Origin of the sequence: Streptomyces sp. C1-1 (genome assembly GCF_050214755.1) — a bacterium.
GTDB lineage: Bacteria > Actinomycetota > Actinomycetes > Streptomycetales > Streptomycetaceae > Streptomyces.
This window is the reverse complement of sequence record NZ_CP189826.1, coordinates 9,714,170-9,736,498: the sequence shown is the minus strand read 5'-3', so window position 1 is coordinate 9,736,498 and position 22,329 is coordinate 9,714,170. Positions and strand designations below refer to the sequence as shown.

Below are 22,329 nucleotides of genomic sequence, written 5' to 3'. Positions count from 1 at the left end.
GTCAACCGTCCCGGCGGAGGACCACACCATGAAGATCTTCCAGCCGATGCTCTTCGTCGGTCTGGGCGGCACCGGCGGTCTCGTCGGAACCGAGCTGGAACGACGGCTGCGCGCCGAACTCTGCGGCCCCGACGGCACGGCTCTGAACAGCCTCGGCATCCCCCTGCGCTACCAGCTCCCCGAGTGCCTCCAGTTCGTGTACGCCGACTTCAGCGAGTCGGAACTCGCCCGGCTGCCTCACCTCAGTGCCGACGCCGGCCTGCGCGCCGCCTACAGCCGGACCGCCCGCGCCACCCACGACCTGCTCCCTGACCACGACAGCTCTCCCGAGGTCACCCGCGAACTGCGTGCCGTGATGCGGGACGAGGTGAGCGGCTGGCTGCCGCCGCGCGCGGGCGAGCCCAAGGTCACCCCGCTGCGCAACGGAGCGGGCCAGCTGCCCACCGTCGGCCGCGCCGCGCTGTTCGGCACACTGCGCAACGGCCTGGATCCCGTCATGGGGCCGCTGATGCAGGCGATCGACGCCATCAGCCGGTCCGGTGGCGAGCTCAGCCAGCTCGGCGGCGGGCCCATGTCCGGCTGCGACGTGTTCGTGGCCCACTCCGTGGCCGGCGGCACCGGAGCCGGGATCTTCCTCGACTACCTCCATCTCATCGGGGAGGCGTTCCGGGCCAAGAACTTCACCGGGGCCCGTATCTACCCGCTGGTGGTCATGCCCTCGGCCTTCCCGACCTCGGCGGGCGGCGGCCGCGAAGCCGAACTCAACGCCGCACGCGCGGTGGTGGACCTGTTCCGGCTGGTCGACGAACAGAACGTGCCCACCGCAGAGTCCGACCTCGGCGACTCCGACCTCGACGCGGCGATGCACATCCGCTACCCGGGCGTCCACCCGATCCGGCTGCGCACCGGCATGGTGCCCACCGCCTTCCTGTTCAGCCGTACCGCCGGCATCCGCCCCGACGACCTGCGCCGCTCGATCGTCTCCCTGGTGATGTCACTCGTCGGCACCGAACTCGGCGACGGCAGCGGGCCGCGTCCGCGCGCCGACGACGACTATCAGACGTTCGCCGCGAGCTTCATCAACCGCGGTCTCCACCGGGCCGCGCGGGCTGCCTCCGGGATCGGACACCGGGGCGTGTCGACCAGCCTGGTCGCCTCGATGACGGCACCCCTCGACGAACTGGCCGAACTGGTCTCCTCCCGGATGCTGGCCGCGTCGGTCCGCAGGCTCACCGAACCCACCGCCAACGCGAGCCACGAGTACGCGGGCACGGTCCGCAAGCTGTTCGCCGACTCCGGGCTGGAGGAGCTGTGGAACCGGGAGGCGCTGCCGGTGCCCGAACCCGATCCGCTGCCCCGCGGCGGTGTCGCCATCGAGCAGGCACTCCGCGACCGGCTCAGTGACATGCAGGCGCTGACGGAGGATCTGCGGCGCAAGGTGGATCGCCGGGCGCCCGTGCTGGCCGAGCAGTTCGCCCCCCGTCCCGCGCTGGAGCGGCTGCTGCGGTCCGTGGACATCTTCCAGGCAGACCGGGTCATCAAGGGGGTGCCGGGCGACCCGAATCCGGTCACCGTGCTCGGTTTCCTCGGCATGCTGGAGAACCGCAGCCGACAGCCCGCGCGCCCGGCGGGCGTCCACACACAGCCTCCGGCCGTTCCCCGGATCAGGGGCCGCATCGGCGGTCTGTCGAAGGCGCGTTGGGGCGACGCGGACGTGGCCGCGGCCGTCGAGGCGCAGGACCGCTGGTTCCAGTGGCGGTGCCGCACGGTCTGGCACGAGGGGTGGCGGCGCCAGGAACAGCGCTGGCGCCCGGCCGCGGCCGCCCTCAACACCGAGGTGACCCTGCTGGTCGAGGCGTTCCGCAAGCACATGGAGGAGGAGCCTCGGGCCTTCGACGAACAGGTCCAGGAGCTGTACGACGACCGCACGGGCGTCTCCTATCTGTTGCCCCCGCAGAGCAACCTGCTGGAGTTCTACGACGACCTGCGGGAACGGCTGGTCAAGCGGGTCAACCTGCGCGAGAACGACGACGAGTCGGCGCTGCTGCTCAAGCTCGTCGACGGTGACGCCTGGCAGGCCGCTCAGGCCGTCGGCCGACGCAACCCCGCCGCAGCCGTCGCCACTGTCAAGTCCGTGGTCGAGCAACGGGTCAAGACCCTCTTCGCGGAGAGCGGTGCGCTGGCCGACGAACGTCCGCTGCTGCCGTCCATGGCCATGCTGCTGAGCGCGGCGGCGGGGGTCGGCGACACGGCCGAGGACATCGGCAAGGGCGCGCTGGAACAGTTCCGGTTCAAGATCGCGGGCCTGCTGCCCCACGGGTTCGTGCCCGAGGGCGGGGGACCGCTGAAGATCCTCATCGTCTATCCCCGGATCCAGAACAAGAATGCGGTCGAAGAGTATCTGCGCAAGTCGTTGCTGCTGCCGCGCGACGGGAAGCGGTCCATCGAGTTCCGGGGGGTGGAGACCGACTCGATCACGGTGGTGCTGTTCCGCAGCGAGATGAGCCTCACCGAGGTGCCCGAGGCCCGTAACGTCCTGCGGCGGTGGGCGCGCGCCCGGGACGTGGAGCAGAGCGAGGACGTGCTGGGCTGGCGGCAGCGGCTCGGCTACCGCGACGACTGGCTGGCCAGTACGGAGGAGGACCGCCGGCACATCCTGCACCGGCTGCTCTGCGCCATGTGGAACGGCCAGGTCACCGTGATCGAGGGGGACGTCGAATCACCCCGGCGGATCCGGGTGCGGCTGTATGAGGAGGACGGACCCGACGTCCCGGGCATGACCCTGCGCCTGGACGACTACCAGGGCGAGATCTCCGGCTGGGCCGGGCTGCTGCGCTCCTACGAACGGTGGGCACTGCTCGACGAGGGACGCATCGTCGAGGACTACTGCAGCGTCCTCATGAGAGTCCAGCCGAACGGCCTCGCGTTGGCCGGCAGCACCCCGGACCCGCTCTACGTGCGGTTCGTCAAAGACATCGCCCGGCGCCAGCTGGAGCTCCTGGAGAAGCTGGAGCTCCAGACCGGGCAGTGGTCGGTCGAATGGATGCGCCCTCTGCGGCAGTTCTGGGCCGAGACCCTGCCGGGCGCCCTGGATGTGACCTTTACCGAGAAGCGGGCCCTCCAGCCGACGCTTCGGCTCCTCGAAGCCGCCGTACTGGGCCGACCTCCGTCTCCCGCCCACCCTTTCACGCACCCCGCGCCCCGCCAACGCGCCGAGGACGACTGGGGCACAGCGCCTCTGCGACACGAGCCCCGGCACGAGCCGGGGCCCTGGCAGGGCACGGGCACCGGTCACGAGCCCGACGTCCGGCACGAGTCCGACGCTCGGCACGAGCCGCGTGGTCGGCGCGGTGCGACCCCGCCCGCCGAGGCACCCTCGCCGGCCGCCGAGCCGTCCGCCCCGCGCCCGCCCTCCGCCCCGGGGGACGGCGACGACCTGTATGCCTGGCCGGAGAAACCCTCCTGGCCGGAACGGCTCACGGGCCCCCCGGCGACGGATGACGAGCACGCGGCCTCCACCCGCGCCGCCGCCTACCGTCCCGCCTCTGCCCCCGGAACCTCCGGCACCCCCGGGCCCCGGGACGGCCATGGCACCCCGAGCGCCGAATCATCGACCCACGAGGCCGAACCGAACAACACCGACAACGACTTCCCATGGGAGACCGACGCCTCCGACGACGCGCCCTTCCCCACCCCGGCGAACTCGTACGGCGCCGCGTCGCAGCCCGCCGAGGACCCGGACGGCGCGCAGGACGACGCCGATCACCTGTCAGCACACGGCACGGGGTCGGCCGCCGTGCCGCCCTTCGCGCACTATCCGCCGTATCCCGCGGCCTCGGGCGACGGCTGGCCCGACGGCAAGGACACGGGCTTCCCGTGGACCGCTGAGAACGACACCCAGGACCCCTCCGAACCCGACCCGGCGACCGGCAGGACGACCGAGCGCGGGCCCGCCGACGACCCGTGGGGTGACTCCGAGTGAGCCGGACGACAGGCGCGGCGCACGCCGTCATCGTGCTGGACCTGCGCTCCGGCGCCCACACCCTGGCCAGCCCCGGCGCACTGCGCGCGGCGGTCCAGGAGCAGCTGCGCACCGAGGGACTCCCGGAACCGGGCAACGGGCACTACCGCTTCCTCCTGCTGGACACGCCGCGCGGGCTGTTGGACCACCACAGCCTGTACGAGATGATCCTCGGCTACGGCACCAGGGCGTGGCTGCTCGGTCTGGTCGTCGGCGATCTGCCCGACGCCGAGGACGCCCTCACCGCCGCCCGGGACGAGATCGGGGGACGGTCCACAGCCGCCCCCGACGCTCCGAGCGCGTACCGGCGCCGCCTCGTGCGCCCAGCCGCCCTGCACGGTCCGGACGCCGGGCTGCTCTGGGCGGGCGACCTGCGCGCGGCCCGTACCGCCGGGGATCCCGTCCGCCCCGACGACCCGGAGGCGCTGGCCGTCCTCGTAGATCTGCTGCGCGGACTATTCGACGAGACCCTGGAGGCCCTCGCCCGGTTCCCCGAGGCCGTCGCCGTGCCCGGCGTCCACGTCCTGGAGCACGACCTGTCCGGCGCCGCCCGGGCCCGGGCCTGGCGGGAGGCGCTGACCCGGTTTGCCGGCGGGCACTACACCGGCGCCCAGCGCGCCGGGGACGACGACACCTCCCGGGTCGAACTCCCCAAGCCGGTGGACGAACTGGCCGCCGGCCGCCCGGCAGGCCCGGTGCCGGCCCACCGCACTTCCGGCGGCGCCGCGGACCGCGCGTACACCGGCTGCTCCAGCGCCCTCGACGAGGCGTACGCGGGCTGGGCCCAGCTCAGCGGATTCGGTGGGCTGCTCCTCGGCGCGGGCCGGCGCGCCTGCGAGGCGGCGCTCGACTCCGCCTCCCACGGGCTCAGCGGATACCGGGCCCTGGTCCTGCGGGCCCTGAACGACGGCGCCCCGGGCGCCGCGGCCGCAACCCCGGAGTCCACCCTGCTGCTGACCGAACTCGGCGTCCGGGTACCGCCGTACGCGGGCAGCCGGGAGGCGGTGGGCGACGGACTCCAGCGGCTGGCGGAACGCATGCTGGGCGAGCGCCTCACGCTGCGCAGCGTCGCCGAACGCTTCGCCGCCCTCTCCGAGCAGGTCGCGCCCGCCCCGAGCGCCGGACTGCTCATCGAGGCCGACCACCGCTGCCCGCCCGAACTGCCGCAAAGCGTCTCGGCGGAACAGCGCTTCGGTGTCGCCACCATCAGCTTCGGGCAGCTCGCCGGGGCGGGCGCGGCGGGCGCGCTGGCCGGCCTGTACACCTGGCCCGGCACACTCGCGGCCCTCGTCATCCTGGCGGTCCTCGCCGGCGGCGGCCTGCTCACCCGGGCACATCACCCCGGACGCGCCGACTCCGGCTCGATGCCGATCGGCGTCGCCGCCCAGGCCGTGGCCTTGGCGGTGGGCGCGGCCTGCGGACATCTCGTGACCCGCGTGGGCCTCGTGCCGTCCTGGGCAGCCCTGTGCGGTGCCCTGTTCGGGCTGGGGCTTGCCTGCGTCCTGGTGCTGGTCCGCTGGCGTCGTGCGGTGGACACGTGGTGGGAACTGACCGGGGCGGACGACGCCCGACGGGCGCTGGACGGCCTCGACGCGCTGCTCGCGGACGCCGTGTTCCGGCAGCGCTGGGCCGCCGAGGAGCGCCGCTACTGCGCCGACGCCGCCCGCATGGTCGCCGGAGTGCTGCGCGGCGCCGCGCTGAGCGCCGAGGAACTGGACGGCAGGCCGGAGGAGTCGGAGCGGGCGACGGCGGACGGCGGCTGGCGGGAGGCCGACCGGGCGGAGCCGACACCCGGCCCCGCCGCGGACTTCCCAGACGCCCGGGAACGGCCCGACTGGATGCCGGCACCGGACCCCTACAGCCGGACGTCAACCGCCGAGGGGCCCGAGCGCGAGACCGGCCCGACGATCGGCCCCCAGCGCACCGCCCCTGGCCGCACCGCCAAACGCGTACCGAGCTCCGACGCCCTGCTCGGCGCCGGTCCGCGCTGGCTGGACCGAGAGGCCGGCGAGGGCGGCCCCCATCTCGTGGACACCCTCGTTGACGACCTCACCGACACCCTCGTCCACGCGCTCGACCTCTACTGGGGCGTCGTCTCCCGGGGACAGGCCGGAGCCGGCGCACTCACCGACGTCGAGCGGCGGATCCGGCAGATGCTGGAGGTGACCCGCCGTCACCTGTTCACTCAGGGAGTGGTCTCGCCCCCGCCGTTCACCCGCTCGGCGGACCGGCGCGGCAGCGCCGAGGGCCTGCTCGGCATCGGGCACCAGCGGGTGGCCGACGCGATCGAGCTCGACCCGCAGGGCCGCCGCATGGTGGACCTGGCCTCGGCGGACCAGGCCCCGCTGCTCAGCCGGGATCCCGGCGCGGTGGAGTGGATCAGGTTCGCCCCGCAGGCCGTGTGGAAGAGCACCGACGGACACGGGGGAACGGGCGCCGGGGCCCGGGAGCCCTGGCAGGCCCCGGCCGTCGTCACCGAGGGCGTGCCCAGTCGTTCCGTGTGGACGCCCACCGGCCGGTACGCCGGGCTCCTCAAGCTGGTCCCGCTCCGGCTCGGAGTGGTCGCCTCGGTCCGGCTGCGCGAGTGGGCCGAGGACGCGCCGACGGCCCGGGACCGGCTCTCCTACGAGGAGGGCCTGTGAACGGGCGGACCGCCGGGGCCCCGGAGTCCGAGACGGCCGCCCAGGGCTTCCGGCCGCCGAGGGGCGGCACCGAGATGCCCCCCGACCTGTCTTTCACCACCCCGGGCGGTCGCCGCCACACCGTGCCCACCCGGATCGGGTCGGATCTCCGGCGGGTCGTCCGCCCGCCCCTGCTGGCCCGCAGGGTGCTGCTCGGCGACGCCTGGAAGGGCGTACAGGTACGGCTGTCCGCCACCGACGCGTCCGACCAGCAGGAGTACCTGACCCTGGAGGCCGAGGTGGGGGCCGCCCTGATGATCCACCGGGCCTTCGGCGGCAGCTCGTACCAGGGGCTCTTCCCGGTACCGGTCGGCTACGACATGGACGCCGCCGAACCCTTCTTGATCTACTCCGAGCCCCGCGGCGAGCCCGCCACCGGACTCGCCCACGGCATCTCCACCAGCGATCAGCGGATCATCGAGCGCGACCTGGTGCTCGCGGTGCGGCTGCTGGAGAGCATCGGGCTGGTGCACCGGGGCATCGTGCCCGCGGCCGTCCGGTGGGACGGACAGCGGGCACAGCTATGGGACTTGGCGGCCGTCGCCCGGATCGGCAGCCCGCGCACCCCCTGGGGCGTCCCGCCCTACGCGCCCCCCGAACAACGGTCCGGTGTCGGCGAGGCCGACGCCCGTGACGCGCTGTGGAGCACCGCCCAACTGATGTACCAGCTCGTGGCCGGCCGCCAGGGCAGACCGGACGGGCCGCCCGCGGATCTCGACGCCTACCGCTCGCTGGCCCATACCCTCGGCGGCGCCTTCGCGTCCCGCGCCGAGGGCCGGCCGACGGCCACCCACCTGCTTGGCCTGATCATGCCGGACTCCGATCCGACCGCCATGGTCACCGCCGTACCCGACCCGCTCGAACCGCACCGCAGGGAGTTCGACGCGGCCCTCGCCCGCAAACGCGCGGCCGCGGGCGCCGACGGGTTCGGTGCGCCCGGTCGGGACGCGCCGACGGAGCCCGACGGGACGGCGTGGTCCGGCGCGCCCCCTAGGGGCACCGGGCCGGCGGACGGCGAGCGCACCTCCCGGCGCTGGCTGGGCGGAGGAGCCGAGCGGGATCGCGGCAGAAGCGAAAGGGGACGCCGATGACCACCACCTCGGCCCAGCTCGAACCCGGCCAGGTGATGTGCCCGTACTGCCTCGAGATCGTCGTGTACGACGAACGGGCCCTGCACGTACGCAACGAGAAACTCCAGTTCGAGCGGCTCGACCTGGCCAGGCACACCAATCCGCTGCGGCGTGCCGACGTCCTGCGCGGAGCCTTCCAGCTGTGCGGCAACACCGCCGGGGTGAAGGCGCACTACATCCCCGTCCCCTACCTCGTTCACGGCCGCCCCCTGACCGTCGCCATGGTCGGCACGTCCGGCACCGGCAAGAGCCATCTGCTGACCCAGATGATCGCCGAGGTCACGGACGGCGGACTGGAGCCGTACGGAGTGCGCTGGCAGTCCGTCAACCCGGCCGACCACTCGGAGTTCATACGGGACCGGGTGGCCCTGCTGCGGGAGGGCAAGCAACTGGAGTCCACCGGACAGACCCCGTTCGCGGAGTTCGTCGAGGCGCTGCTCCTGACGGGCACGGACGGCCAGGTCAGGCCGGTGGCGTTCTTCGACCTCGGCGGGGAGGACCTGGTCCGGACGGACACCCTGCTGCGCTTCCTGCTCGGCGTCGACGCCCTGGTGTTCGTCGTCGACCCGCTGCTGGCCTGCGCGCTGCCGCAGCTCGACGAGGCCCGGGAGCAGTACCGGCTCGTCGTCAGCCGGAGCGACCCCGCCTTCGAGACGGTGCTGGACCGGCTGCCGCGCAGGGGGGCGTACCTCGACGTGGCCACGGCCCTGGTGGTGGGCAAGGCCGACCTGCTGCGGTTCGAGCCGCCCGTCGACCGCTGGCTCGGCCGGCCCACGACGGCGCCGTTCGACCCACACCGGATGCGTGAGGAGAGCCGTGACGTGTACGCCTTCCTGCGCCAGCACGCCGCGCCGGCCTGGCTGCGGCCGTTCGACAGCGCGCTGCGGTGCAGCCTGCACTTCGCCTCGGCAACCGGAGGCCAGCCGACCAACGGCTACTTCCCGCACGGGGTGCGGTCCCGGCGGGTGCTGGGGCCGCTGTTGTCGATCCTCGCCATGTGCGGAGCGCTGGGTGACAGCGCGCCGCGGCGGCCGTCCACGGCGGGGGCGTGACACGTGGTGAAGCGGCAGAGTGAACAGAGGCTGGATCAGGTCGTCTTCCGCTGGGAGGGCAACCGCCACCGGACCGGCACCGGCATCACCGCGGTGGCGTACTCGTGCGAGCGGGCCCGCGCCGAGGAACTGCACGAGGAACTGGCGCCGTTGCTCCAGACCGAGGGGACCGCGCAGCCGAGCCAGATCCGCCAAGTCCGCCGAGCCGACGGACAGATCGTCGTCATCAACCGCCGACGGGGCCCCGACGCCCACGGCAGGGCCAGCACGGAGTCGCACGCCCTGATCGGTAGCCGGGAGGTGCTGAAGGCCAGGGTGTGTCTGACGCTCGGCCGTCTGCCGCTGCCGCTGCCGGGAGCCGTCGACCGACTGCCCGGGACCGACCCCGCCCGCAGTTTGCGGACCCTCGGGCGCGACGACCTCACGGAGGTCGTCCAGCCGGAGTGGCAGCGCTTCACGGCCCAGGTGGAGACCGTGCGTGAGCCGCTCATCGTGGTCGCCGCCCAACTGCTACGCACCCCCGGTCACTTCATGTCTGTACGCATCCCGGAGTTCTCGGCCGACGGCACCAACGCCACCCCGCTGCTGATCTGGGGACTGTCCGGGCTCTTCGGCGGCTGGCTGGGGCGGGACTTCTGGACCTACGCGACCTACGACACCACGGACAGCCACCCGCTGCGCGTCATGGGTGTGCCGTCCTGGCGGACCTCGGCCGTCGAGGACCCCCGGCTGGAGCGGATCGCCCTGGCCGAGGCTCCGGACGACGAGGCCCACGGGATCGCGGAGGAACTGGTGCGCAGGTTCCTCTCCGAGCCGGTCAAGGCGGAGGAGGTGCACCAAGTGCTGAAGCTGTGCCCCGCCGGGGCCGACGTACCGCCGTGGCAGCGCCTGCGTGCCCTCAGGGAGCAGCTGCGGACTCGTCCGCTGTCGGCGGCGGGTGGCATGCCCGGCATCGACGGCCCCGCCGTGCCCCTGGGCGCCCCGGCCGTCGACCCTCGGCACCGCGTACTCGAAGGACGACCGGAGACGACCTTCGAGGGGATTGCCGACGGCGGGGCGGTGAGCGGTGTGCGCTTCGACGGCCTGTTGTCCGGCGGGGTGCGGGCCGATGGCCCGGCGTCCGTCGGCTCGGGGGTTGGAGGCCCTGTCTCGGCGCCGGACCGTTTCCACGAGCAGCCCGCCGTCCCGCCGCCGCCCCACTCGCTCGGGGTCTCGGAGTTCGCCGCGCCCCCACCCCCGTTCGCCCCGCCGGCGCGGGAGGAAACCGACGACGGCGCCCTGACGATCGGCACCTATCCGCAAGTCGTGCGGCCCACCGCGGACGAACCGCACCGGAACCCGTCGCCGTACGTGCCTCTCGAACCCCGCCCCCTGCCCGAGCCCCTCACCCGAGGCCGCGGCCTGCGCAACGCCCTCATGCCGCGCCGAGGGTACGGCAGCTCGTTCCAGGAGAACGGCGACCTGTCCGACGAGACCCTGCTCAACCGACTGGACGCCGTGCACTTCCCGAGTCAGGAAGCCGACCTGCTCTTGGACGCGCTGGCGTCCCGCACGACACGGCGCACTACAGGGGAGGCCCTTCGGCTCGGCCGCCGGATGCTCCGGAAACGGCTGTACCTGCGCCCCGACCGACGCGTCGGCGCAGAGGGGGCGGCCGAGCCGGACCCGCGGCACGCCGCGGAGAGGGCGTTCTGGCTGCTCCACTGGGCCGTCCTGCCCTACATCGGGCACAAGCCGCTCGCGGACCATCTGGTGGACCTGATCCGCCGTGCGTGTGAGAGGGACGGGCCGGTGGAGCGGCACTTCCTGCGGCTGATCGCCTTCGCACCCGCCTACGGCGTGCCCCAACTCCCTTCCGACGCCTGGTGGGAGCTGGTGCAGTACCTGGGCAGGGCGGACGCCGAGCCTCGTCCCGCGCTGCGGACCGGCGCACGACGGGACAGGGGACAACCCCCGCACTCGGACGACACGTGGAAGTTCTTCTGCATGGCGATGACCTGTGTCGCGGCCCTGCTATTCCTCCTGCTGATGCTCGCCGTGTGACGGGCAACCCACGAGCGAATGGAAAAGGACGACGTACATGACTTGTAAGGAAAGCCAGGGGGGCGGCTGCGCTGGAACACGGCAGCGGGTTTTCATCAGCCACGGCTCGGCGGACAGCCCGTACAGCTGGGAGGTTTGCAGGGAGATCCGAAAGGCACTGATCGGCGCCGGGTACGACGTGTTCCTGGACCGGCAGTCGCTGGACCACCAACAGGAGTGGAGATCGCAGATCCACGAGGAGCTGGACCGCTGCGATGCGGCCGTGTGTGTCCTCGCCTGCGAGGCACTTCCCCGGGAATGGCCCCGGCGGGAGGCGGAGATCCTGCGCCATCGCCACGACATGCAGGGCGTCTTCCTGCTCGTCGTCCTGCTCGACGGGGTCCAGCCGGGCGACCTGGACAAGGCCTGCCTCGGCGTCCTGAACACCAGACAGGCACTCAAGTACGAGGCGGGGGCCGGCCCGGGGGCCATAGCCGCCGACGTCGTCGAGGAGTTCGCCCCGTTGCCCGCGCCCCCCTGCGAGGGCCCGTCGATGTGCGACTGGGTCGAGCGGGTCTCGCAGCGCATCGGAGACGTGGACGGCAGGGTGCTGGAGGCCGCCGCGCGCAAACTCGGGCTGGAGCAGGAGGAAGCCCACCGAGCACGGATCTTCAACGGCGCGCGCTTCCTCGCCCGGACGCTGCTCGGTGCCGAACTCGGGGACAAGGTCCCGCAGGCCGTGAGCCATCTCGACCCATCCCTGCGCGGAGCCGGACCGAGCCTCGCGCAGGACCTCGCACCGAGCTGGGTGAAGGAGGAGGCGACCCGTGCCTTCGTCCCCGACGAGGAGACGGGGGAGGGCAGAACCATCCTGCTCACCGCACGCATCCAGAAGACCGCGGAGCACCACATCGGGCGCGCGATGCGCCAGGATCGGGCACGCTACGTCCAGACGTCGCTCGACCCGCTGCGGGCCGACGAGGCGATGACCGCCGTCGACGTCGTGGAAGGAGTGCGGCAGGCCCTGGAACGGCTGATGATCCCGGTCGGCGACGGGCCGTGGCCCGATCCGCAGACCAACGTGTTCGCCGTCCTGCCCGTCGAGCGGCGCGGCCGCCGAAGGCTCGCCGCCGTCGTCGAGGAACTCCGGCTCAAGGCTCCCTGGCTCCATGTCGTCGCCCTGCTGGAGGACACGCCGGACGACACCGAACAGCAGGAGTGGGGCCTCAAGAAAGCCGTCGTGGCCCGGCCCGCGCTGGATGCGGTCCAGGAGGAGAACGGTCATCGGCGCGTACACCGACTGAACCGGGCCGTCCAAGTGGAGTACACCGCCCCGTCCTGGAGCGCCGCATGCCGCTGAAGCACGACGTCTACACGCACATCCGCACCTGGGGCACCACGGACCGCGGCGACGGGTCCCGCTATCTCATGCCGGACGAGGGAAAGCTGGCCGTGCAGGTGGCGCTCGCCACCGGCCGCCCGCTGCTGCTGCGCGGCAGCCCAGGCTGCGGCAAGTCTTCGCTCGCTGCGCACATCGCGGAGCTGCGGGGCTGGCGCTACTACGAGCACGTGGTCACCTACCGCACCCAGGCCACCGACCTGCTCTGGACCTTCGACACGGTGCGGCGCCTCGCGGACGCGCAGGCTCACAACGGGGGCGGCCCCCTGGACGACTACGCGTACGTGCGGCCGGGGCCGCTGTGGTGGGCGTACGCCCGGGACTCGGCGCTGTGGCGGGGACGCGCGGGCTCGGACCGCGCGGACGTCGACCCGTGCCCCGAACCCATGCCCGAGACGAACGCCGGGCGCGACAAGGACTGCGCCGTCGTACTCATCGACGAGATCGACAAAGCGGAGCCGGACGTCCCCAACGGACTGCTCGTGCCGTTGGGCGCGGCCGACTTCACCGTGGCGGAGACCGGGAGCCCCGTACAGCTGGAACGGCAGACCACGGCCGGGCCCACCGCCCCCCGACACCTGGTGGTGATCACGACCAACGACGAGCGTGAGCTGCCGCAGGCGTTCCTGCGGCGCTGTGTCGTCGTCTCCCTGCCGTTCCCGGACAAGAACCGGCTGGTCGAGATCGCCCAGGAGCACCTCAGGGGCCGGGAGGCTCCCGATGGGTGGGAGCGGCTGGCCGAGGCGGTGGCGGCGGAGGTCGAGAAAGCCCGCATGCAGGCCCGCCGGGACGGGGTGCGGGAGCCGAGCACCGCCGAGTACCTCGACGCGCTGTACGCGTGCCTCTCGCTCGGCATCACTGTCTCCGGTGACCCGCGCTGGGAGCGTCTGCGAGACCTCGTCCTCCTGAAGAACCAGCAGCCAGGGGACGGTCCGACGGCGTGACGGGCGACAGCGACCGGCGCGACAGCCGGAGGACCGGTGGGCGGGGGCCCCACGACCGCCCGGACGTATGGCTCGGGGATCTCGCCATCGCCCTGGAGATGATCGACTGCACCGAGGAGGACCGGCTGCGTATCGTCTCCATGCTGGGGCTGAGGCCACGACCCGACGCGGCGCCGGGAAGGGGCGCGGGCCCGCGGCGGTCTCCCCCCACAGGACTCCATACCCCCTCCCTGCCCCCGGAGACGACGGTCCTCCGCCTCGATCCGGCCCCCGCGGTGGAGCCGACCCCGATCCCGGCGTCCTCGACGGACACGACCTCGGTCAAGCCACCCGAGGCGGACGGCCAGGCGAAGGCCGCACCGGTCCCCGCCCACCCGCAGCGTTCCGTTCCCGACGGCCCACGGAGCGAGCGCGGTCCGTCGCCGTCCAGGGGCCCCTCCCACTCCGGCGGTACGGGGACACGCCTCCGGGACGCCACCGGCACGCACGGCGAACCCGACCCGTTCCAGGAGCCGGTGCCCCCGGACCCCGAGCAGACCGCGCCGCCTTGCCCGTCGGCGCCGGTGGAATCCACCCACACCTGGCACCAGACCTGGACCCGCGCCCCGCTGCCCCGCCCCGAGCCCGACCGGATGGGCGGTCAGCCGCCGTACACCCCGTTGCTGGCACGGAGCTCGACGGTCGCACTGTTGGAGGCCGCGCTGTCGGACACCGCCCGGGACGGGGACGCCGACGTCGAGCAGGTCGTGGAGTCCCTCGCCCGGGGACTGCCGCTGGCCTTCCTGCCGCGGCGCGCGCGGCGGACACTACGGCACGGTGTGCAGATCCTCGTCGACCACGGCTCCGCCATGGAACCGTTCGCCCGGGACCAGACCGAGCTGTGCACCCGGGTGCGCGCACTGGTCGGCAAGGACAAGACACGGGAACTCCACTTCGCGTACTCCCCGCTCCGCGGCGCGGGCACGGGACCGTCGTGGACCTGGGGGGAGTACGCGCCGCCGTCCCGCGGGGGCGCGGTCCTCCTGCTGAGCGACTGCGGCACGATCGGTCCGCCGGGTGATCCCGCCCGCGGCACCCCGGAGGAGTGGCAGCGCTTCGCCGACACGGTACGACACGCCGGGGCCCGCCCGCTGGCCCTGCTCCCGGTGCCGCCGGGACGCCTCCCGGGGTGGCTGCCGGCCGTCATGCCCGCGCTGAGCTGGGACCGCGGCACCACGGTCGGCCGCGTGGCGGCCCACGTGGGAGCCTGGCGCGAGCGATGCGGTGCCCCCTTGCGGCCGTCGTCGAACCAGGGCGGACGGCCATGACCCCGCGCACCAGCCCTGGCGAGGGCGCCGAGGAGGCGTGGCGGGACCTACCGCCCGCCCCGCCGCCCCATGCGGTCGACCTGGCCACGCTGCTGAGCACGACGGTCCGGATCGAGCCCGAGCTGATCCGGGCCGTGCGGGTCACGCTGCTGCCGCAGGCCGACGTCGGCGCGGAGTCCGACCTCTGGTTCAGCGCCTGGACGGCGACCCGCAGCACCCGGGCCATGGTGCTCCGGGTGGACGTCCAGCACGCCCTGCGCCCCCAGTTGCCGGAGGTGCTCGCGCGCTGCGCGGCACCGCCGGGTGTCGCCCCGGCGGACCGGCTGTCCGAAATGATCACCAGCCGGCATCGCCACCTCTCCCCGCTCATGCGGATCGAGGAGGAGGCGCTGTGGCTCCTGTCGCGTGACGAGGGCGACGGAGCCGGAGTGCGCCAGGCCGAGGAGGCTCTGCGGTCCGTGCTGCGCGCCCTGGTCGAGGAAGAGGGCCGAGAGGCGATCGCCGACTGGATCGTCAGTGTGGCCCGGCGGCTGCCACCGAGGCTGCGGCACACGGTCACCGGCTGGCAGTTCCGCTCCGTCGCGTCGTTCCTGGAACCGACCGCCGAGACCGGCCCGCGCGACGTCCCCGAGATCGGCTGCCGGGACGTCGCGCTGGTGAAGAGGGCGGTGGCCGCGTCGGGGGAGGGCAAGGTACCCGACACCCTCGTCGCCGTCCGGCCCGTCGGAGACACGCTGCACATCGTGGGGGACCCCGAGGGCGAGCCGGGTGCCCTCCTCATCGGCGTCCCGGCGACCGAACCCCTGGTCCTCGAACTGCGGACCGGTCCGGACAGCCCCACCCGACCGCTCCACCTCGCTCCCGGCGAACACGTCGCGGTGTCCGGCTGCACCCCCGCCAGCCGTCTGACGACGGGGAACGGCCATGTTTACGCCCCCTTCCCCGCCCACCGCCCGCCGCCGGTACGGCATGCGGCGCTCCCCGGCGCTTGCCCGACGGTCTTCCTGCGGTCCGCCTCCCAGGACTCCTTCTCTCGGAAGGTCCGTGACCAGCTGAACGATCGCCTTCGCCGGCTCGGCTGCGAGGTCCGCGACCTGGAGGAACTGTGGCCCACGCACCACCGGACCGGTGCCGCCGTTCCCTGGCCGGAACGCATGGACGCCGTGATGTTCCTGCTCGACCGGGAACTGCTCGGCTCCCCCGCCGTGTACGACCAGGTCGAGATCCTCAACGCCTGGGCGGACCGGAACGGGGCGCCCAGACCCCTGCTCGTCCCCCTGCGGGGCTGCCTCCGGGAGGACAGGGAGATCCTCACCGGCCGGACGGGGACGCTGCGGCACCAGTGGGTCATGGCCGTCGAGGACCGCCTGTGGAGGTTCGACCACCCCTGGAGGGACGGCCACGCCCGGGAGACGGCCCAGCACATCGTCCCTCCGGACGGCGCCTTCCGGATGCGCCGCCTCGGCGGGACTGCTTTCCCGACGAGGTATCAACTCCTCGCCCGGGTGCTCGACAAGAACCTGCGGCAGTATGCAGCCGACGGTGACCGGACCGTCCTGGAGCGCGCGGCGGGCCTGTTCCTCCCCGACCTGGAAGCCCCGCTGCCCGCCGACGAGGCGGCGGTTCCCGCCCATCTGCTCCTGGCCCGGGCCTGGCGGCAGCTTGCGCAGCTTACCGGCGGTGTCGACGAGGCCTACGCCGCGGTGCGCCTGCTGCGGCAGGTGGTGACCCGGGCCCGGCTCGATGCCGGGCCGCCGGACGACCGAGGCGCGCCACCGCTACTCGGTCCGGCGCTGACCGAACTGCTGCGTGCCTGGTCGGACTACATGAGGCTGACCGACGGCCCCGTGTTGCCGGAATCCACGCTGGCCGGGATCGACGAAGCGGTGGCTCTCGCCCGTGGGGCCCTCGGGCCCGACGCGCGAAGCGAGACCCGTGTCGAACTGACCGCATGTCTCGCCCGCGTCGCGGCGAGCGAGATGTGGCTGCGCCGCCATCCCGCGGAGACGGAGGCGGTGGCCCGGCTCAACCTCGACGCCGCGGACTCCGGCCCCCACGACGAGCGGATCACTGCGGCCCGCACCGCCGCCCGGCTCGCCATCACGGCGGACGCGATGCCCCTGGCTGTACGGGCCCACGACCGCTGGTTCGCGCTGCTGGAGCAGACCGACTGGGACCACGCCGACCGCGTCGGACGCCCCGACGCGACGGAGGGCATGGCGGGCGCGGCGGAGAACGCCGCCGCCTGCGCGCTTGCGGCGGGCGAGCCGCCCGTCGAGGCGCTGCGCCTCCTGGAGCGGGGCCTCGCCGTCCACCGGGTCGTCCTAGCCGCACGCTCCCTGCACGGCCCGGACGCGGACTCCTGGCAGCCGCATTGGCGGCGACGCTCCGCTCTGCGCCGAGAACTCTCCCGGCTCTCCGCCCACTTGGTCGACGGGTTGCCGGGTGGGGCGGGCCGGGAGGGTCCGGTGGCCGTGCTCCTCGCGTCGGACCTGCGCGGTGACGCGCTGATCCTGGGCGACGGGACGCTCACCGCCGTATCCCTCCCCGGCCTCACCGCCGCGACCGTGCGCCGGTGGTCCCCGGGCGATCCGGACCTGCGTGCGGCACTCCGCCCGGTGGCGGAGCAACTCGAACGCGCGGCCCGGAACGGGGACGCCTCCTGGCCACGCCGGGTGTTCTGGTGCCCGACCGGGCCGCTCGCCCGTCTCCCGGTCCATGAGGCATGGTCGCCGACACGGGACGGCACGGGCGCCGTGCCCTCGTACGTCTCCTGCCTGTCCGAGTTCCTCGGCACCGAACACTCGAGCCCTGTATCGGCCGGAGTGCGCCCCGTGGTGGTGGTCTCACCCGGGGCCAGCGACACGGCCTGGGCGGCACGGGCCGAGGCGGAGCTGCGCGTCCTCGCGGGCACGGGCATGGATTTCGACCTCCTCACCGGCGGCCAGGCGACCCGCTCGGCCGTCCTCGAAGCCGCCGCCAGCGTCGAGGTCGTCCACCTGGTAGCCCGCTCGGTACCGCATTCCGGCGGCTGGGCGATCGCACTGGCGGACGGGCCGCTCACCGGCGCCGACATCGCCGCCGCCGACCTCTCCCGGACCCGCCTCACGGTCCTCTCCGGTTACGGCGAGTCCAGCGGCTCGGGCAGCGAGCCCGACCGGGACACCCTGGTCGGCGGCCTGCGTCGGGCGGGCTGCCGACACGTCGTCACCTCGCTCACCCCGCCTTGGACGTCCGCCCCGGGAGTCGAGGCCCTCATCACACGGTTTTACGGCGTCCTCCTGGACGGCGGCAGGATTCCCCGACCCGATCTGGCCCCCTTCGCCCTGCACCGGGCGAGCGAGGCCGCGCACCGGCCGGCACAGGACCGGCGCCCACCGCACCATGTCGTGCACATCGGCACGTAGACCGACCGGAGAGCCCGTGACTTCCACCAGCGACGTCGCCAGACCGTACACGTCCGACGAGATCAAGCATCTGGAGTTCATCCAGGCGGTGGTGACCCGCCTGGGCAACAGCTCGTTCCTGATCAAGGGGTGGACCATGACGGTCGGCGGAGTCTTCTTCGGGGTCCTGGTCAACCGTCTGAGCTGGCAGCTCGCGGCGGCGGGCCTGATCCCGGTGCTCGGATTCTGGCTGCTGGACTCCCACTACCTCAGGCAGGAGCGGCTGTTCCGCGAGCTGTACGACGACGTGCGGGGCCGTACCTCCGGGGTGCCGCCGTTCGCCATGGACGTCCGGCCCTATCTGCCTCGCGTCACCTTGGGCACGGTGGCCCTGTCCCGCACGATGATGAACTTCTACGGGGTCATCGCGCTCGTCGACCTGGTCTTCGTCGCGGCGGCGGTCGTCGCGGACCGCTGAGTCCTCGTGCGCCACACCCTGATCGTGCCCAGACAGCACATCAGGGACGTGTGGCAGCTGACGCCTGAGAGGGCCCACCCCGTGTTGGACTCGTCCTGCTGGTCGCACGGGACATCCGGGCGGCGCTCACGCCGGACGGAGTGAACCTCATCAACTCGGCCGGCGGCTTCCTCGCAGTCGGTCCTACCGGATCGCGTTGGTGGAGTGGCCGCCCGGGCATCCCGACGGCATCACGGCAGCAGACTTCGCCCGAGACCCCGGCTTCGCCTCGGCACGACCGAGGCGTCGACCGGCCGCATCGACCGCCTCGGCGCCGGTCGTTGCGCGCGACGTCATAACAGCGAGGGCAATGTCGTCAGTGCCGCTCCGCTCGCACCGAGGGCCGCCAGCAGCGAGCCGGGCCAGTTGCCCGACTCGGCGTAGGTCAGCAGGCCCGCCAGCAGTCCCACCACGACCGAGGCCAGCAGGATCAGGGCCCAGCGCAGTGACAACCGCTCCGGCGGGGGCGTGGGTGAGGTCGGTTCGGGCATACGGCTCTCCTGCGACTGCGTCAGGACGGGATGGGGCAGCCATGTTCCGGCTGCCGCGCGCCTGCACCGGCCCGATGCCGTCACCTCGGACGCGCACTCCGACCAGTGCTCCGGCACCATCGAGCATCTCGAATGTCGACCACGGTACGTATATGAGCACTATCAGAAAAGGCTTCTGATGCATCATCACGGGGTCCAACTGGTTGTTCGAGAGCAGTTGTTGCCGTGAACGCGCTCCGTCGTGCACCCCTGGAGCTCCCCGCACTCCTTTCACCTCATACCAGAGCACTGACCAGAGAAGCGCTGTGACCTAGCATCAGTGCCATGACTGGTCCCGAACCGGACCTGCCCGCAGGGTCCGAGGACGCGTTGCGGGGTTCTACGGCGAAGTTGGTCGGCCAGCTGGGATGTCAGATCGTGGAGGGCGGCAAGCCCCGCGACCAGCACCTGACGGTGGACGCCGTCATGCACGAGTTCGGGGTCACCCGGCCCATGGCCCGCGAGGCGCTACAGGCACTGCACCAAAAGGGTCTGGTCAATCTGCAGCCACGGATCGGCGCCACCGTACAGCCACTGGAACGTTGGGACCTGCTGGACGCCGACGTCATAGCCTGGCGACTGGAGGTGGCGCCCTCCAGTCAGATGCGGTCGCTCACCGAACTGCGCGAGGTGATCGAGCCTCGCGCCGCCAGGCTGGCCGCGATGAGCCGGTCCGCGGAGATCTGCCACGACCTGACCAGCCACGCCCGCTCCCTGCTCGCGCTCAGCGAGGACCCGGACTTCGCGCGCCGGAAAGAGGGCGCCCCGATCCGCCAGCGCTTCCGGGACATCGACGCCGCCTTCCACCGCAGCCTCCTCGCCGGCTCGCGCAACGAGCTCTTCCTGCGCCTGGCGCACCCGGTCGTGATGGCCCTCAACCACCGCATCGACCGGTGGTCCTACGGGGACGAGGAGCCAAGGCTGGCGCCCGTCCCGGCCGCCGTCGGTGCCGACATCGTCCAGAGCTATCCGGTACGGCCGCAGCCGATCGCCATGTGGCTGCACATGGGACTGGCCTACGCCGTCGACCAGGGGTTGGCGACGGCCGCGGAGGCCTTCGCGGAGGCCATCATGGCCGAGATCCGGCGCGGGCGACTGCACGACCCGGTCGTCCTGGCCCGACTGCGCGCCGGGCTGCGCCAGTTCGACGTGGACGGGCTGCCCGGCGCCTACCGGTCGGGTTTCCGCACGGCCATGGCCGCCGTCATCGACGCCGGGCACGTTCCCATCGTGGTCATGGGGGTCAGCGGATGCGGCAAGACCACCGTCGGCGCCCACCTGGCGGACTCGCTCCGCGTACCGTTCGAGGAGGGTGACCGGTTCCATCCCCCGCGCAACCGTGAGTCGCTGGCCAACGGCATCCCCCTGGACGACCGCAACCGCAGCCCATGGCTGGCCGCCATCGGCGACCGAATGCGGGCGGCGGCCCCGGACGAGGGACTGGTGATCACCTGCTCCGCCCTCAGACGCATCTACCGAGAACTGCTGCGCGTGGCCCGTCCGGACGTGTTCTTCGTCCACCTCGCGCTCACCCCGGACGAGGCGACGTCCCGAGTGGCCGGCAGGGAGGGCCACTTCATGCCCGCCTCCTTGGTGCCCACCCAATTCGACGACCTCGAACCGCTCGAGGAGGACGAGGCCGGCATGACGGTCGACGCGACCTTGCCACCCGAGCGGATCATCGCCGAGGTCCAGACCGAACTGGCCCGGCGCATCCGCGCCCACTGACGACTCCCGGCCCCGCCGGGCCCCGTCACCAGGCGCCGACGAACCGACCGAACAGAGGGGGAACCGACATGCGTATCAAGTCCGCCGAGGTGATCGTCACCAGTCCCGGACGCAACTTCGTCACCTTGCGCATCACTACCGAGGACGGCCTCGTCGGCCTCGGCGACGCAACCCTCAACGGCCGTGAACTGGCCGTCAGGTCCTACCTGGAGGACCACGTCCTGCCGCTGATCACCGACGGCGACGCCTCCCGCATCGAGGACACCTGGCAGTACCTCTACCGCGGCGCCTACTGGCGGCGCGGTCCCGTCACGATGGCGGCCATCGCAGCCGTCGACACTGCGCTGTGGGACATCAAGGCCAAGGCCGCAGGCATGCCCCTCTACCAGCTCCTCGGGGGCGCGTCGCGCACCGGCGCGCTCGCCTACGGCCACGCCTCCGGACGCGACGTGCCCGAACTCCTCGACTCCGTCCGCGCGCACCTGGAGGCGGGATTCCGCGCCATCCGCGTCCAAACCGGCATCCCAGGCCTCGACTCGGTGTACGGCGTGGCCACTTCCAGCGCCGGCGGCGGCGAGCGCTACGACTACGAACCCGCGCGCCGCGCCACCGGAGGCAGCAACCGCCCACTTCCAGCGGTGGAGACCTGGGACACACGCGCCTACCTACGGCACCTCCCCACCGTCTTCGAGGCCGTACGCGCCGAGTTCGGCCCCGAACTGCCCCTGCTCCACGACGGGCACCACCGGATGACGCCGATCGAGGCCGCTCGCCTGGGCAAGGCGCTGGAGCCGTACGACCTGTTCTGGCTGGAGGACGCCACACCGGGCGAGGACCAAGCGGCACTGCGCCTGATACGGCAGCACACGACGACACCGCTGGCCATCGGCGAAGTGTTCAACTCCGTCTACGACTGCACCACGTTGCTGCACGAGCGGCTGATCGACTACGTGCGCTCCGCGGTCACCCACGCCGGCGGCGTGACCGGAATGAAGAAACTGCTCGACCTCGCGGGCGTCTACGGCATCAAGTCCGGCATGCACGGCCCCACCGACATCTCGCCCGTGGGGATGGCGGCCGCGCTCCATCTCGACCTCGCTATACACAACTTCGGCATCCAGGAGTACATGCAGCACTCCGAACGGACCCTGGAGGTCTTCCGCACCTCGTACTGGTTCAAGGACGGACTGCTGCACCCCTCCGACACCCCCGGCCTCGGCATCGAGCTCGACACCGAGGCAGCGGCCCGGTTCCCCTACCAGCCGGCCTACCTGCCGGTGAACAGGCTCCGGGACGGCACGGTCCACGACTGGTAGCGGGCGGGCCCGAGGCTCCGGTGCAGCCCGACAAACGCTCCCTTTAACGTGACGCGGGTCCCCTCGTCTGCTGGACGGTGCCGGCGCCGCCTTCGTCCGTGGCTGGGTCACCGCCCAGTTCCGGGAGTCTCATCTCGGCCGTGTCCTGACCGGTGGCGGTCATGTGCAGTCGGAGCCGCTCGGTGAAGGTGTCGTACGGGTCGGAGAGTCCGGCATAGCCTGCGCCCAGTACGAAGACCTTGTGCCGCTGTGCCGCTGTGCCGCTTTTGCGTTCAAGGCTCTGGCGCCTCTTTCGT

Annotated in this window: 13 protein-coding genes; 12 read left to right on the top strand and 1 reads right to left on the bottom strand. The window is 72.7% G+C overall.

Going from position 1 to position 22,329, the window contains the following annotated elements:
* Positions 1-28: 28 nt before the first annotated feature.
* From ACQF4J_RS44470 to ACQF4J_RS44425, 10 genes are read left to right on the top strand one after another with little or no spacing between them, the layout of a single operon-like run.
* Positions 29-3,982 (top strand): tubulin-like doman-containing protein, encoded by a 3,954-nt coding sequence (locus ACQF4J_RS44470; protein WP_427168367.1) that lies wholly within the window; start codon positions 29-31, stop codon positions 3,980-3,982.
* A complete protein-coding gene (locus tag ACQF4J_RS44465; RefSeq protein WP_427168366.1) occupies positions 3,979-6,663 on the top strand; it encodes a hypothetical protein in 2,685 nt (894 codons plus the stop codon). The genes ACQF4J_RS44470 and ACQF4J_RS44465 overlap by 4 nt, the downstream gene beginning before the upstream one ends.
* Entirely contained in the window at positions 6,660-7,793 is a 1,134-nt protein-coding gene (locus ACQF4J_RS44460) for a hypothetical protein (protein WP_427168365.1), read from the top strand. Before ACQF4J_RS44465 ends, ACQF4J_RS44460 begins: the two co-directional genes overlap by 4 nt.
* Positions 7,790-8,884 carry a hypothetical protein gene (locus ACQF4J_RS44455; RefSeq protein ID WP_427168364.1) on the top strand — a complete coding sequence of 365 codons (1,095 nt, stop codon included), beginning with the start codon at positions 7,790-7,792 and terminating at the stop codon, positions 8,882-8,884. The genes ACQF4J_RS44460 and ACQF4J_RS44455 overlap by 4 nt, the downstream gene beginning before the upstream one ends.
* Positions 8,885-8,887: 3 nt before the next feature.
* A complete protein-coding gene (locus ACQF4J_RS44450) occupies positions 8,888-10,927 on the top strand; it encodes a hypothetical protein (RefSeq protein ID WP_427168363.1) in 2,040 nt (679 codons plus the stop codon).
* A gap of 37 nt (positions 10,928-10,964) precedes the next feature.
* Positions 10,965-12,266 (top strand): toll/interleukin-1 receptor domain-containing protein, encoded by a 1,302-nt coding sequence (locus ACQF4J_RS44445; RefSeq protein ID WP_427168362.1) that lies wholly within the window; start codon positions 10,965-10,967, stop codon positions 12,264-12,266.
* Positions 12,257-13,249 (top strand): AAA family ATPase, encoded by a 993-nt coding sequence (locus tag ACQF4J_RS44440; protein ID WP_427168361.1) that lies wholly within the window; start codon positions 12,257-12,259, stop codon positions 13,247-13,249. Before ACQF4J_RS44445 ends, ACQF4J_RS44440 begins: the two co-directional genes overlap by 10 nt.
* On the top strand, positions 13,246-14,556 hold the full coding sequence (locus ACQF4J_RS44435; RefSeq protein WP_427168360.1) for a hypothetical protein: 1,311 nt from the start codon (positions 13,246-13,248) through the stop codon (positions 14,554-14,556). The genes ACQF4J_RS44440 and ACQF4J_RS44435 overlap by 4 nt, the downstream gene beginning before the upstream one ends.
* Positions 14,553-17,963: a CHAT domain-containing protein gene (locus ACQF4J_RS44430; protein WP_427168359.1), complete on the top strand. Its 3,411-nt coding sequence runs from the start codon at positions 14,553-14,555 to the stop codon at positions 17,961-17,963. The genes ACQF4J_RS44435 and ACQF4J_RS44430 overlap by 4 nt, the downstream gene beginning before the upstream one ends.
* A gap of 16 nt (positions 17,964-17,979) precedes the next feature.
* Positions 17,980-18,420 carry a hypothetical protein gene (locus tag ACQF4J_RS44425; protein ID WP_427168358.1) on the top strand — a complete coding sequence of 147 codons (441 nt, stop codon included), beginning with the start codon at positions 17,980-17,982 and terminating at the stop codon, positions 18,418-18,420.
* Positions 18,421-18,752: 332 nt separating this feature from the next.
* Here the strand turns inward: ACQF4J_RS44425 and ACQF4J_RS44420 are convergent, their stop codons facing one another.
* Positions 18,753-18,950 (bottom strand): hypothetical protein, encoded by a 198-nt coding sequence (locus ACQF4J_RS44420; RefSeq protein WP_427168357.1) that lies wholly within the window; start codon positions 18,948-18,950, stop codon positions 18,753-18,755.
* Between the two features lie 324 nt (positions 18,951-19,274).
* Here ACQF4J_RS44420 and ACQF4J_RS44415 point away from each other — a divergent pair, with 324 nt between their 5' ends.
* A complete protein-coding gene (locus tag ACQF4J_RS44415) occupies positions 19,275-20,717 on the top strand; it encodes a gluconokinase, GntK/IdnK-type (RefSeq protein WP_427168356.1) in 1,443 nt (480 codons plus the stop codon).
* Between the two features lie 68 nt (positions 20,718-20,785).
* Positions 20,786-22,033 carry a D-mannonate dehydratase ManD gene (gene manD / locus ACQF4J_RS44410; RefSeq protein WP_427168355.1) on the top strand — a complete coding sequence of 416 codons (1,248 nt, stop codon included), beginning with the start codon at positions 20,786-20,788 and terminating at the stop codon, positions 22,031-22,033.
* Positions 22,034-22,329: the final 296 nt, after the last annotated feature.